The sequence below is a fragment of the Alkalihalophilus pseudofirmus OF4 genome (assembly GCF_000005825.2).
GTDB lineage: Bacteria > Bacillota > Bacilli > Bacillales > Bacillaceae_D > Alkalihalophilus > Alkalihalophilus pseudofirmus.
The window spans coordinates 2,111,049-2,124,802 of record NC_013791.2; the positions used below are offsets into that span (position 1 = coordinate 2,111,049).

13 protein-coding genes and 1 other annotated feature are annotated in these 13,754 nt (G+C 38.7%); of the genes, 4 read left to right on the forward strand and 9 right to left on the reverse strand.

What is annotated here, in order from left to right:
- Position 1 precedes the first annotated feature (1 nt).
- Together BPOF4_RS10655 and BPOF4_RS10660 are read right to left on the reverse strand one after the other, a co-directional pair.
- Entirely contained in the window at positions 2-1,390 is a 1,389-nt protein-coding gene (locus BPOF4_RS10655; RefSeq protein WP_012959169.1) for a hypothetical protein, read from the reverse strand.
- 8 nt (positions 1,391-1,398) lie between these two features.
- On the reverse strand, positions 1,399-2,328 hold the full coding sequence (locus tag BPOF4_RS10660; protein ID WP_012959170.1) for a hypothetical protein: 930 nt from the start codon (positions 2,326-2,328) through the stop codon (positions 1,399-1,401).
- Positions 2,329-2,543: 215 nt separating this feature from the next.
- On the opposite strand from BPOF4_RS10660, the gene BPOF4_RS10665 reads away from it, so the two are divergent.
- Complete coding sequence (locus BPOF4_RS10665; protein ID WP_012959171.1) at positions 2,544-4,082, forward strand: hypothetical protein; 1,539 nt, start codon at positions 2,544-2,546, stop codon at positions 4,080-4,082.
- 45 nt (positions 4,083-4,127) lie between these two features.
- On the opposite strand, the gene BPOF4_RS10670 is transcribed toward BPOF4_RS10665, so the two are convergent.
- The 4 genes from BPOF4_RS10670 to recQ all read right to left on the reverse strand — a co-directional run bounded on the left by BPOF4_RS10670 (position 4,128) and on the right by recQ (position 8,253).
- The gene (locus BPOF4_RS10670; protein WP_012959172.1) at positions 4,128-4,463 is read right to left on the reverse strand and encodes an SCP2 sterol-binding domain-containing protein; all 336 of its coding nucleotides are present in this window, start codon (positions 4,461-4,463) and stop codon (positions 4,128-4,130) included.
- A gap of 306 nt (positions 4,464-4,769) precedes the next feature.
- Positions 4,770-5,102 (reverse strand): bacillithiol system redox-active protein YtxJ, encoded by a 333-nt coding sequence (gene ytxJ, locus BPOF4_RS10675; RefSeq protein ID WP_012959174.1) that lies wholly within the window; start codon positions 5,100-5,102, stop codon positions 4,770-4,772.
- A gap of 17 nt (positions 5,103-5,119) precedes the next feature.
- Positions 5,120-5,974 (reverse strand): DegV family protein, encoded by an 855-nt coding sequence (locus tag BPOF4_RS10680; RefSeq protein WP_012959175.1) that lies wholly within the window; start codon positions 5,972-5,974, stop codon positions 5,120-5,122.
- A gap of 152 nt (positions 5,975-6,126) precedes the next feature.
- Entirely contained in the window at positions 6,127-8,253 is a 2,127-nt protein-coding gene (recQ, locus tag BPOF4_RS10685; protein ID WP_012959176.1) for a DNA helicase RecQ, read from the reverse strand.
- A gap of 89 nt (positions 8,254-8,342) precedes the next feature.
- On the opposite strand from recQ, the gene BPOF4_RS10690 reads away from it, so the two are divergent.
- Both BPOF4_RS10690 and BPOF4_RS10695 read left to right on the forward strand, forming a co-directional pair.
- On the forward strand, positions 8,343-8,609 hold the full coding sequence (locus BPOF4_RS10690; protein WP_012959177.1) for a hypothetical protein: 267 nt from the start codon (positions 8,343-8,345) through the stop codon (positions 8,607-8,609).
- A 117-nt stretch (positions 8,610-8,726) separates the two neighbouring features.
- Entirely contained in the window at positions 8,727-10,316 is a 1,590-nt protein-coding gene (locus BPOF4_RS10695) for an ABC-F family ATP-binding cassette domain-containing protein (protein ID WP_012959178.1), read from the forward strand.
- A 74-nt stretch (positions 10,317-10,390) separates the two neighbouring features.
- Here the strand turns inward: BPOF4_RS10695 and trpS are convergent, their stop codons facing one another.
- A complete protein-coding gene (trpS, locus tag BPOF4_RS10700) occupies positions 10,391-11,389 on the reverse strand; it encodes a tryptophan--tRNA ligase (protein ID WP_012959179.1) in 999 nt (332 codons plus the stop codon).
- A gap of 112 nt (positions 11,390-11,501) precedes the next feature.
- Positions 11,502-11,754, reverse strand: a binding site (T-box leader).
- Between the two features lie 155 nt (positions 11,755-11,909).
- On the opposite strand from trpS, the gene BPOF4_RS10705 reads away from it, so the two are divergent.
- The gene (locus tag BPOF4_RS10705) at positions 11,910-12,824 is read left to right on the forward strand and encodes a DMT family transporter (RefSeq protein ID WP_012959180.1); all 915 of its coding nucleotides are present in this window, start codon (positions 11,910-11,912) and stop codon (positions 12,822-12,824) included.
- A gap of 13 nt (positions 12,825-12,837) precedes the next feature.
- Here the strand turns inward: BPOF4_RS10705 and BPOF4_RS10710 are convergent, their stop codons facing one another.
- Positions 12,838-13,023 (reverse strand): DUF3970 family protein, encoded by a 186-nt coding sequence (locus BPOF4_RS10710; protein WP_012959181.1) that lies wholly within the window; start codon positions 13,021-13,023, stop codon positions 12,838-12,840.
- Between the two features lie 88 nt (positions 13,024-13,111).
- Positions 13,112-13,732 carry a DedA family protein gene (locus BPOF4_RS10715; RefSeq protein WP_238446460.1) on the reverse strand — a complete coding sequence of 207 codons (621 nt, stop codon included), beginning with the start codon at positions 13,730-13,732 and terminating at the stop codon, positions 13,112-13,114.
- Positions 13,733-13,754 lie beyond the last annotated feature (22 nt).

Below are 13,754 nucleotides of genomic sequence, written 5' to 3' on the forward strand. Positions count from 1 at the left end.
ATTAATAATTAAAGATATCTTGAGGGATGGTGAATGAATCGTTCAGATCAACATTGATACCGATATTTTCAAATGACAAGGTGATCTCATCTAGTTCTTCCACTTTTCTCTGATCAAGCAAAAGCTCAAAAGAATGTTCCGAGGAACCACTGCCCATATAAAGGTACTGAGGATCTAATTTTTCATTATCTGAGCTGAAGCTAAGGATATTAGCCCGTTCAAACTCCTCATTTTCTGACCATTGTGTATCTCCGTAATCAATTGATACATGCGATAAATCATAATGGTAAGGGGCGTCTTCATGCGGAATAAAACGGAAATCAATGGTGTAATGCTTATCCTGATTATAAGATACTTGCTTAATTAAAATGGTGCCATATTCCCCGCTGTAAATTTCTGCATCCTTGACACTTTCAAATAATTCTTTATTTGTTGGCAGTGTCACCGCAAAGCTTTCATTACTTATTAAACGGACCCAATCCAAGGTAAATGTAGGATCATTAACAGGTTCGCTGTAAGTATCATAACTGATTAAATAAGTATAATTATCTTTCTTCATCCCCACTGAACTGTTTGAATCTCCAGCTCCTGTTAAGTAGCCCCAAAGTGAATCAAGCATTAAGTCTGAGTGCTCCATAAACTTAAATTGCAGATCAAATGATTCAGGATGAGCTCTGATCGAATCAACTTTAACGGATAGATCTCCTATATCCATAACAGCTGAACCATTGATTTCATTATATGGAATGTCATCATATTGATAATCCACATCCAACGTAATGGATTCGATTTGATGAATGTTTCCTCCCGAATGGACCGTGGTTGGAGTTAATTTGATCTCATCAAGCTCTACAATTTCGATATCCGGTGAAAAATACGGCAGGTAAAACATGGCCACACCATAATACCGCCCGTCTTTATAAACATGGTTGAATCCCGTAAACTCATTGTCTGAGTACACTTCATTATAATATTCAAAATCATGATCATCGAACTCAATCCGGCTTGTTAGTTTAGGGAAATCATGTATGCGTTCTGTGTCATCTGCTAAATCCACACTGTAAAAGAGGAATGAATGATGACTTTTACGAACCCACACCTCTTCTATGCGAAGCGTATCATTCGTATCACCTAACTCCCACTCTGTATCATAGGTTCTCGTCAACCCCAACTCTCTTGCCTTCGTAATACCAGGTGCGGCCTTCTCCATGACTTCGGCTAAACCTTTTTCATTAACTTCATTTAAATAAGAATAAATTCTGTCCGTGACTTCTTCCTTATTGTTTTTGTCATCGGTACCAGCTGTTTCGTAACCAAGTGATTGGATATAAGCAAACAAGGTCAGGCCGGCTAATAAAACGAGGATAATGATCCATTTTTGTTTATTCATATCTCTGTCTATGCCTCTTCTATCAAACGGATACGCTGCTGCTTGATTTGCTCTTTTTCTGTTTGGATTTCTGTTTGAAACTCAATCAAGGAGTCAATTGCTTGATCAACCTTATATTTCATCTTTTCGGTTTGTTTGAGTGAATCATTGATTTTCCCATGGACCATCCAATCAACGATAAAGCCGTCAAAGAAGTAATCAGCGAACGTAAGCATGTCACCGATATGAATGGAATATGAAGCAAACTTTTGTACGTCTTTCATTTCTTCTTCAAAATGGCGGAGCTTTCGCTGAGCATGATGAATATCGCTTTTAGCATCATTGATCTTGCTATGCTTAATTGCTGTTGATACCATTCCTCCTCCAAATAAATCCCATGTTGACCAGCCCTTTGCACTGTTTAAAGAGGAGATTGCAATCGATAAGGCAGAACTGGCCTGATTACCTGCGCTGATTGCTTCTTTTAATTCGTTTAGAATCAACTTTTTGTTCGCTTCTTCTTCACTTAATTCATCCATTTCAACTGTTAATTTACTATTACTTGATTGAAGCTGCTTTTCTTTCTCATGCATGAGCTGCTCATATTTTTTAATAGGGTCGCCGAGATTGGTCAATTTTTGCTTGATCTCTTCTATTTCCCTCTCAAGGTCTGCTGCTGTCTCCTTAGCTTCTTCATACTTTAGCTGGGCAGCTGCCGCTTCTTGTTGCTCCTTTTCCATCTTTTCAAGCTTCTGACCGGTGATCGTATAAAATAGATTGGAAAACGATAATCCTTCTAATCGCTCAACATCTAGCTGTTCTTTCTTTATTTGTTTTTTCAATTGTATGATTTTCGCTTGTTCTCCCCTCAAATAATCTTTTGCCCGTTTTAGATGATCCTCCCATTTTTCCTTTTGACGCATGTTTTCTTTACATGTCTCTAATAATTTCTGATTCATTTGAATATTCCCCCTCACTCTCTTTACGATATCATATCAAAAAATGTTTCAATTTCCGTTTTTTTATATAGATGTAAATATTTTTAGTGAGTAATTATTTTTTGAAAACACTTAGTATTACAACTTTACTCTGTAGACGCTTTCACGTGTTGCAGTAAATGCTTTAATGAGATAGTATTTGATAGCACATTTGTATAATAGTTAGGAGTATGTCAATGGAAATCGTTCATCAGCTTTCACAGGTACAAGTTTTGAACCAGTTTTGGTTATTATTGTTTTTTATCGTTCCTATGGTGATTATCTCAAGGATGGTTGTTGCAGGATCTAGGTTTTCACCGATTTTAATTATCGTTATTTTCGGTTTGCTTTTAGGATTTTTGTTAGTTGAGGTGAATATTGCAACACCTGGTCTTCCAGAATTCCCGCTTGTTGATTTTATGGCGCGTACGACGATTATCGCTTTGATCGTTTCCTTCTTTGTAGGTGGTCAAGAATTACGTAAGATTCTTGGAAACAAAGAGATGGAAGTGAAGGATATTGTCGTCCCTATGAATGAAGAAGTGGTATTAGGTACAGGCCGTACTCATTTCATCTTCATCCTTCGTTCGTTCTTCTTATTAATTGGGATTGAAGGATTCATGAGAATGTTCTTGCAGCCAGGATCGCTTGATACAGTAGCTGGCTTTTACCCGCTTATTGCGTTTATCGGTTTGATTGCCTCTGTTATTTTAGTCGATAACAAAGCTCAAGTTGGCAATAAGCATATCTACATTCGTAAAGGGCTTCTTGAGACAGCTCTTATTATCATCGTTTTATTTATTTCATTTGCGATTGCCCAAGCAGTACAGCCTATCATTGCCCTGCCGCAAATTTTCTTTGCTATGATGATCTCAGCAGCGATCGGAGCTATTTTTTATAACTGGACATTTGGTCCGACCGTTCGTGCTTTACTATTTGCCGGTATTCCTGTTGTCCTTGCAGCGAACTTCATGGTCGGAGGTTCACGAATTGGGGATGCATTTGCCATTGAAGGTATGAATGCCGTTCTATTCTATGGCTTCTTTGGTCAATTGTTCTGGATGTTTGGCGGTATTGCCCTTGTGATGTTCATTGCTAAAACAGCTCATACACGCAACCTAGCACCAGGAATGGCAGGTTCATTGTCCCACTCAGGTCTGACAGGCGCTTGTACAGCTGGAGACTTTGGTAAGGTGGCGGCTCAACGTGCACCAATTATGATTAACATTCCGTTTTTCGGACATATTTTCGTATTCTCTGTTCTTGCGATTAGTGCAGAACAAGGCTCATTATGGTTCATTCCAACAGCCATTATCGTAACAATTGGTATTGTTTTAACAGCGCTGGCACTCAAAAATTTACGTAATGCACAAGGTGAAGATCGTAAAGAGGTGAAAGCGTTAATGCAGTTCTCATTTGGATGGCAGATCTGTGCAGTTTTCGGTGGTCTTGCCCTTCTAAGTATGAGTTCAATGTCATTTGAATACGGAGCAATGGCACAAACTTCAGCTATTTCTCACTTTGGTTTATTTGCAGCGATTCAAGGTGAAATGTTTGGGGTTGAATCTTCACTCCTTATTCCATTCATCTTCTCTATGCCGTTTCTAGTTCACCCTGTCGTGTTCTTTATGTTCGGTAAAGCAATGGAAAATAACGGAGAGATGCCTAAACTGCCGGTTTATATCATGGCAATCATAGGTTTGATCGGTATCAGTTTCGCTATTTTTGCTCTATAAATAAAATGAAAACAGGTCGTCCATTAGCGGATGACCTGTTTTTTATTAGGATACTTCTTTATATTCTTTTACTAATTGCTGCAGTTTCATCGCCAGTCCCATACTGCCGTCTACTTTTAATTTACCGCTCATAAAGGCCATCGTCGTATTTAAATCATCATTCAACATCTTTATGAATGATTCATCATTCATTTTAAGGGTGACATTAGGCTCTTCTGTGGCCTCTTCTATCATATATGCTTTTCCATCTTTAAATTGCACTTGAATGCTTCCTGACTCCTTTAAATCAAATTGAAATACGCGGTCTTTCTCCTCAGCAATATGTGCTGGTTCACGGTTCATTTTTTCTACTAATGCTCTTAGCTTCTCTTTAGCGTTCATTTTGAGTTCCCCCTTTTATTTGTTACTCTGACAAAGATTCGACAATGATTGCCGAACTCCTCCCTCAAATAAAAAAAGTTATAAATTCCTCTGCAATATTTTACACATTTTTGCATAATTCGCCTCTTGCTCGTACATTCTATAAGTAGGAGGCGGTTTTAATGGAGTTTATGAGGATCTTACAATACATCTGTTCATTTGGCGGGGCAAGTTGTTTAATATTCACTTATATTCAAATGGCTCGAAAGAAAGTAAAAAAGCCGCTTCAAAAATGAAGCGGCTTTCATATTGTTGAGAACTCTATATTTAAGCAAGTGCTTTTTCAATTTTCTTTTTTGTAATCGAGAAATGAGAATCAACCCATTTAACTTGTTTCTTGTCTAAAATAAATAGTTGTGGAGATTCATGCTTCACACCTAGTTCTTCTGAAATTAGATTAGATACAGGTCGTGACTCGATGACTTTAACCATAGCATACGTGTGAGCATTCTCGTTCGAGGAATTTATAAATGATTGAAATTCATCATATGCCTCTGCACTAATCGGACAAGTTGTACTATGCTTCAATAATAAAACAGGACCATCATCTGATTGCTTAAATAAGTCATGCCACTCTTGGTCTGTTGTTATTTCTTTCATGCTCATCACTCCTCTTTTTAGTTTGATTCAGAATAATACATTAATGCAATCGCACCAGGTCCGGTGTGAGTGCTGATAATCGGTGAAGTTGGGTAAATGGTGATATCAACTGACTCATTAATTGATTCAACGGATTGCTTTAATTTTGCAGCAAGTGCTTCTGCATCTGCATGAGCAATACCCACTTTTTTTACGACTCTTCCTTTTGTCTCATCAGCAAACGTCTTCGTTAGCGTCTGAATCATCTGCATATGAGTACGTACCTTTGTAACAGGTGTATACACTCCATCCGCTAAAGAAGCAATCGGTTTAATTTTTAGTAAAGAGCCGAGTAATGCCTTCCCACGTCCAATTCTTCCGCCTTTTTTTAAGTACTCTAATGTATCAACCATTATAAATAATGATGTACCCTCACGTACCTTATCAATGGCTTTAATAATCTCCTCTACAGACTTCCCTTCCTTTGCTAGTTCAGCCGCTTTAACTACTTGAAAGGCTAAAGCTTGAGAAATAAATCGTGAATTAACAACGGTTACATCAGCATTACTCATGTCTGCTGCAGTTTGTGCTGCATTCATCGTTCCACTCATACCATCTGTTATATGAATAGAGATGATCTTCACATCATCACCACTTGCTGCTAAACGGTTATAGGTTTCTTCAAATACCCCAACTGCAGGCTGTGAACTTTTTGGTAATTCCTCACTCGCTCTCAGTTTATCCATAAATTCAGAAGCTGTTATATCAACCCCGTCTAAAAACGTCTCTTCTCCAAATGTTATCGATAAGGGAACAACCTCTATTCCATGCTTTGCAGCTAGCTCTGCAGGTAAATCACAAGTTGAATCCGTAACAATTTTTATCGTCGTCATATTCACATTCTCCTTTATCTTCCCGTTCGCTTGTCCCATTCTCGAAATGGGCAAAAAACTTCTCTCTAGTCCCTATCATACCACATTTCTGACACCTTATCGGCTCTTAACCATGAATTATCTATGATCAATTAAGTGAATTTTTATTTAAATCACTTCTCTATTGTAAAGCGGATCTCTTGATACGTTATATGATCTCCGAGTGCTTCTTTTATCGGTCGAAGCCTATCTGTTCCGATTTGTTCAGCAGCCTTTTCAATTTCCTTTCGAACCTCTTCTTCCACATAAGTTGGCAGCTTAAGATCGATGCCCTCATCTTTTGATTTAAGAATGTGGTTTAATACCGTTTGTTCGCTCAGCCCTCGCTCTTTTGCAATATCCTCTACCTTCTGACCATCTTGAAACATCTTAATTGTGATGAGGTGGCTTCCTTTTGTTGCTTTCGTGCCTTTAGAACTTGAGCTTGATCTAGTTGCTGTTTCATTAATCATTGTTGTTTTTTGATCCTTAAACAAACTGAGTACATTCAAGAAAGTCTCACCATACCGCTCAAGTTTTTGTTCGCCCACTCCCTGTATCATGGATAATTCCTCTTTAGTTAATGGAATATATTGACTCATCTGCTTGAGCGTTTTATCAGAGAACACCATATAAGGAGGGATATTTTCTTTTGCTGCAAGATTTTTTCTGCAATCCCGTAATGCTTCAAATACTTCATCATTTTCTTCTGCCTCTTCTTTTTGCAAAGCAACAAATTGATGAACTTGCTTTTCCCCTTTAAGAACAGGCAGAGCTAAATCAGTCAGCTGAAGTGTTGGATACTGTGAACCAGTGGGTTTAATGTATTTCTCGGCTGTTAAATAGTCAATAAACTCTGCCACATACTTTGCCGTATACCCGCTCATAATGCCATAGGTCGGAAGAGTATGAAGCTGCAGTTGTTTTATTTTTTGATTTTCAGAGCCAGCTAATACTTGAGCCACCATCATTTTTCCGAAGCGTTCCCTCATTCGTTTTATACAAGAGAAAACCATTTGTGCCTCTTTCGTTCGGTCCACTTTTTCTCCTTCACGGACACATGATGAGCACCTGCCGCAATCCGCTTTAGACACATCCCCAAAATAGCTTAAGATGTACGTCATTAAGCAGCCTTCCGTATGAATATAAGACGTCATTTGTTGAAGCTTCTCATACTCTTGAGCTTTACGGTCTTCTGTCAGCTCAGATTGTTCAATTAAAAAGGATTGAACACGAATATCTTGAGGGCTGAACAAGAGTACACATTCACTATCTTCTCCGTCTCGTCCGGCACGACCAGCCTCTTGGTAATATGATTCGATTGTACGCGGCATATTGTAGTGGACAACGTACCTGACATTACTTTTATCAATCCCCATCCCAAACGCATTGGTCGCTACCATCACACTTACTTGATCATGCAAAAAAGCTTCTTGATGTCGTGCTCTTTCATTTTCATTCAGTCCACCGTGATACATTGCTGCCTGAATATCGGCCTCTTGTAACTTATGATACAGCTGTTCCACTTCTTTACGTGTATTTGCATAAATAATCCCGGCTTCGCTTTTATGGGTTTGTACATACTGTTTCACATAGCGCCATTTATCTATTCCCTTTAATACCTTTAACGTTAAATTCTCACGATTAAAACCGGTGACAACCGTATTCTCGTTTTGGATGTCTAGATGATTTTGGATGTCTTTTTGTACTGCCTCAGTGGCTGTAGCAGTTAAAGCTAAGACTGGCGGCCTTTGATTAAAATTGTTGAGCCACGCTGAAATCCCTAAATAGCTCGGTCTAAAATCATGCCCCCATTGAGACAAACAATGGGTTTCATCAATAGCTACTAATGAAAGCGGAATTGAAGCTAGCAGTTGTTGGAAGAATGGCTGCACTAAGCGTTCGGGCGCAACATACACCAGTTTATACTCACCTGTCTGAATAAGACTGATCCGTTCTTCTTCCTCTTCTCTTGTTAATGTACTATTTAAATATGTAGCTGCTATATTAAGCTGATGAAGGGCATCTACTTGATCTTTCATTAATGATATTAATGGCGAGATCACCAATGTTACTCCTTCAAGAGTAAGGGCTGGAATTTGATAACAAAGCGATTTCCCCCCGCCTGTAGGCATAATCCCAAGCGTATCTTTTTGGGCTAACACCTGTTCAATAATTTGTTGTTGACCATACCTAAAGGAATCATAGCCATAATACGTTTTTAGAATCTGTTCTGCCTCATGCATTTTCTCTATACTCAACAGCCTCTCCCCTTTTCAAATGGATGATAAAAATGAATATTATGGGCACATTATACGTAATAACCATACGTTAGAAAGGTGTGTTCCTGATGAACTTTACGTTAAAACAAAAGAATACCATCGGATTGATTATTGTTGCCTTGATTTATTTAGCTCCTGTCTTGATTATGATTGCAACAAGAGATACATTTCTTCATTCAGTCGAACGTTTCCCGCTTGACTTCTCATTATACTTTGCTGTTTTACTTGGGGCAATCATTGTCAATTACTCTTTAAAATCAATGAAATTTCTTGCTGTGGTGATGCTCGCAGCTGGTGCAGGCCTTGCTGTATATGCTTTTTATTACTTATTATAATCATTTTTCGAATCGCATTTTATGATGTTTTTTTGAGAAAACAGCTCTTTGGCTATCCTCTTGTTGTTAGGAATGGTATAATTCATACGATTACAGACATTGGAGGCATATAGCTACATGATTACAGTAACAAATGTTGGTCTACAATATGGGGACCGTAAACTATTTGAAGAAGTTAATATTAAATTTACACCTGGTAACTGTTACGGCTTAATTGGCGCGAACGGCGCAGGGAAATCAACGTTCTTGAAAATTTTATCTGGTGAAATTGAACCACAACAAGGCGACGTGCATATGAAGCCTGGCCAGCGTCTCGCTGTGTTAAAGCAGAACCACTTCGAATACGAAGAGTATGAAGTGCTTCAAACAGTTATTATGGGACATGCACGCCTTTACCAAGTGATGCAGGAGAAAGATGCTATTTACATGAAGGAAGATTTTTCTGATGAAGATGGCATTAAAGCAGCGGAGCTTGAAGGTGAATTTGCAGAGTTAAATGGTTGGGAAGCCGAGTCTGAAGCTGCGATCTTACTAAAAGGATTAGGCATTCAAGAAGATCTTCACTCAAAGAAAATGGCTGATCTAACAGGTAGTGAGAAAGTAAAAGTATTACTTGCTCAAACGTTATTTGGTGAGCCCGATGTCCTTTTACTAGATGAGCCGACTAACCACCTTGACTTACAAGCGATTCAGTGGCTGGAAGAGTTCTTAATTAACTTTGAGAATACGGTCATTGTTGTTTCCCATGACCGTCACTTCTTAAACAAAGTATGTACTCATATCGCAGACCTTGATTTTGGCAAGATTCAAATTTATGTAGGTAACTACGATTTCTGGTATGAGTCCAGTCAGTTAGCTCTTAAAATGGCTCAAGACCAAAATAAGAAAAAAGAAGAAAAGATTAAAGAGCTTCAAAACTTCGTAGCTAGATTCAGCGCGAATGCTTCTAAATCGAAACAAGCAACATCACGTAAAAAGCTGCTTGATAAGATCTCTTTAGACGATATTAAACCTTCTTCCCGTAAATATCCATATGTACACTTCCAACCGGAACGTGAAATCGGGAATGATTTGCTTCGTGTTGAAGGATTAACAAAAACAATTGATGGCGAAAAAGTTCTAAACAACGTCAGCTTTTCAATGAATAAAGACGATAAGATCGCTTTAGTTGGTACAAATGAAATTGCGAAAACCGTTTTATTCAAAATTTTAGCTGGTGAAATGGAGCCTGACAGCGGTTCGTATAAATGGGGTGTAACCACTTCTCAAGCTTACTTCCCTAAAGACAACTCCGAATACTTCGAAGGCTGTGACTTAAACCTTGTCAACTGGCTGCGCCAATACTCTCCGGAAGACGATAGTGAAACATTCTTACGCGGCTTCCTTGGAAGAATGTTATTCTCTGGTGAGGAAGTATTGAAAAAAGCAAGCGTGCTTTCAGGGGGAGAAAAAGTTCGTTGTATGCTCTCTAAAATGATGTTAAGCGGTGCAAATGTATTGCTGTTAGATGAGCCTACAAACCACTTAGATCTTGAATCAATTACAGCTGTAAATAATGGCTTAATTGCCTTCAAAGGCTCCATGATCTTCTCGAGTCATGACCATCAATTTAATGAATCCATTGCTAACCGTATTATTGAACTTACGGAAGATGGCTTGATTGATAAGCAAATGACTTACAATGAATTCCTTGAATACAAAAAGTAATAAGTTAAGCCGCTAGTTATTCACTAGCGGCTTTTTTAAATTGAACTATTTTGTTTTTAATTCAGTACGTGAAATTATAATTGAATCAGCCCGATTGCCTTCCTCACTTTAGCAATCGTTACCTGCGCTGATTCTTGCGTTTTTTTAGCCCCTTCTCGTAAAATGTCATCCACATCGATATCACTGTAGGCCAGAGCGCGCTTTTGCATCGGTTCTGTCAGCTCAATGATAGATTCACTAAGCATTTGCTTACACCTTACACATCCTATATTTGCATCGCTGCATCTCTTCTCTATATCTTTCCTCACTTCTTCATTGGAAAAATAGGAATGGAGATGATATACATTACAGCCATCTACTGTCGGGTGGCCGGGATCGCTTAGATGGGTACGTGTTGGATCAGAATAAGCTCTCTTCACTTTATTTTCGATTGTTTCTTTTGAATCTTGCAGAGAAATATAGGTTTTCGCCCCTAATGATTTACTCATTTTTCCTTTTCCGCCTAATGAGGGTACCCTCGCCTCTTTTTCAACCATTCCGTTTGGCAAAGTCAATATTTCTCCATACATAGAATTAAATTTGCGTGCGATATCTCTTGCGATTTCGATGTGCACAAGCTGATCTGCTCCAACAGGCACCTTATGAGCTCCGTGAATAAACATATCAGCTGCCATTAAGACCGGATACCCTACTAACCCATAACTAACGTGATCAGCATGCTGTTTTGCTTTTTCTTTAAATGTGGGACATCTTAACAGCTCACCAATATGCATAACCATACTCAAGTAAAGATGTAATTCACTTATCTCAGCAGCCAATGATGATTGGGCGTAAATCGTTGCCTGATTTGGGTCAAGGCCGGCTCCTAAATAACTTCTCACTGCATCACGTGTCCTTGGTTTTATTAATTCGGGCTTAGGATGTGTCGTTAACGCATGCAAATCAACTATAAAAAAGTAAGCCTCATATTCTTTTTGCAGCCTATGAATGTCCTTCATCGCTCCTATATAATTTCCAAGGTGGAGATCGCCTGTTGGTCTGATCCCTGATACTAATGTTTGTTTTTGAGTCATCACTATCTCTCCTTATTTGTTTTATTCATGTCGGAAAAAGTCTTTGCCACCACCAATCAGAATCCATGACGATCACCCCCTTTAATAAATAAAAAAAGCCCTCCACATCCTATACAAGGACGGGAGAACCCGTGGTACCACCTTTATTGGTTTATATGCACAACTTAATAAACCCGCTTACACCGTCTCATTTTTATGAAACAGCGTCCCCTGATAACGTCGGGACTAACACGATACAGCCTACTTGTTATGTTCAGCCTACAGCTCAAAAGTCCATTCCATACACAGCCAGCACTCGTTTCCACCTGCCACGAGCTCTCTTAAGAAGGCTTTATGTATGTACTCCTCTTTCTCATCGCTTTTTTTATGTACGTACATGTATCATCTTTTAAGAAAGTATATGCTACTATTGGCTGTTCTGCAATCTCTTTTACTAATTCTTACAAAATACATGTACCCTGCTTACAAGCTATATGAGTCGTGATATGATAATAGGAATGGATGTGTGGAGGGATGATGGATGAGCGTTAAACAAGCCTATCTTTATGCTGTCTTAGGCGCAGCTCTTTGGGGGATTATCGGTTTATTTGTGCAGCCCCTTTATTCATATGGCTTTACAGCTTGGGAAATAGTCGCAATACGAGCAATCTTTTCTGCGCTCTTGCTAGTGGGCTATTTGATTATTACAAATAGAAAGATGCTAAGGATTCACATTCGCGATCTGCCTTTATTTATTGGTACCGGTATTATCAGTATTGTATTCTTTAATTGGTGTTTCTTTACCGTGATTGATCAATCAAATCTATCGCTGGCAGTTGTCCTTTTATATACGGGCCCATTTTTTGTAACGCTTTTATCGCGGATATTTTTTAAAGAATGGTTAACACCGAATAAAGTAACAGCCCTAGTGCTGACAATTATAGGCTGTGCGTTTGTCGTTGGTCTTCTCCCAAGCTTTAACACAGTAATTACTCCGTATATACTGCTAGTTGGTATTGGATCTGGGTTCTTTTATGCCTTGTACAGCATATTTGCTAAAGTGAGTTCGAAACGATATTCTTCAATGACCATTACTACGTATTCGTTTATTTGTGCAGCTATGTTTATGATTCCTACATCAGGGTTATGGAACAAAGCTCATTTATTCGCTCAGATAGATGTAGTCGGTTATGGACTCGGGCTGGCCTTTTTCCCCACTGTTTTAGCTTACTTGCTTTATACACGTGGCTTAGCCGAGATCGAATCCAGCCGGGCTTCTATTTTATCTACAATTGAACCTGTGGTAGCAATCGGCATCGGATTTCTCATTTTCAAAGACCAATTATCACTGATTCAATGGTTCGGAGTAGCTCTTGTTCTCTTCTCTATCTTTTTAGTTTCAAAGCCGGATAAAGCACGCTCTATAAAAAAACAGACACCCAAGCATGCCGTGTAGGGTGTCTGTTTTCTTATGATTTGCGTTTTATATCAACATACTGCATAATCTCTTTACTGTTTCTATACTTCGGATTGTTCGTGCGCGTTGAATCTCTTAAATCAGAGGTGTACGTAATCTCGAAGTTCTGAAGCTTCTCAAGGTCTTTCATAAAATCAACTAATTCTTTTTGATCTCTCCCGCTGACTCTCACTCTCATTTTGCATTCCCCTTTCATACGTACGCTATCATAGATCAAAAGATGAAAATTGGCAACAAAAAAATACCTGATAAATCTTCAGGCATTTTCATTGATCATTAGGCTGCTGCTTTCTGTGACGTTCTCTCCTGTATTTAATAAAGGTATAAATGCCAAATAAGATCGCAATTCCTATTAATGTGTAAATTAATTGTTGAACAAATGAGGACCAGTCTTTAATCGAACGTCCGTAATGAAATCCAATCCAATAGTAAAGGTTCATCCAAACAAAAGCAGAACTAAATCCGATCGCCGCAAAACGTTGATAGGAAATAGCTGACAACCCTACACTAAATGGCACCGCATGCCTGATAAAAGGAAAAAAGTAACTAAACGATGCTGCCTTTAATCCATAACGATCAAGCAGCTCTTTTCCCTTTAATGCCCGCCTATACCAAATCGACCGTTCTTCTTTAATAGGAATGGATTTAGTACCTAAGAAATGACCAACGATATAAAGGGAGGTCCCGTGCACTAGAATGCTTGCATAAACGACAAACATAGCTGGGATAGGCTCTACATAAGCAGTGGTAGCAATCAGACCTCCACTCATCAGGAGGATTTCATTTGGGACTGGAAAAAAGAATAATCCGATTGAAAAAATCAGAAACAAGGCCATATAACCAAGACTTTGGATAAAAGAGATCATTTCAGTAAAAGCAACCATCATGGCCCCCTCTCATTTTTCCCTA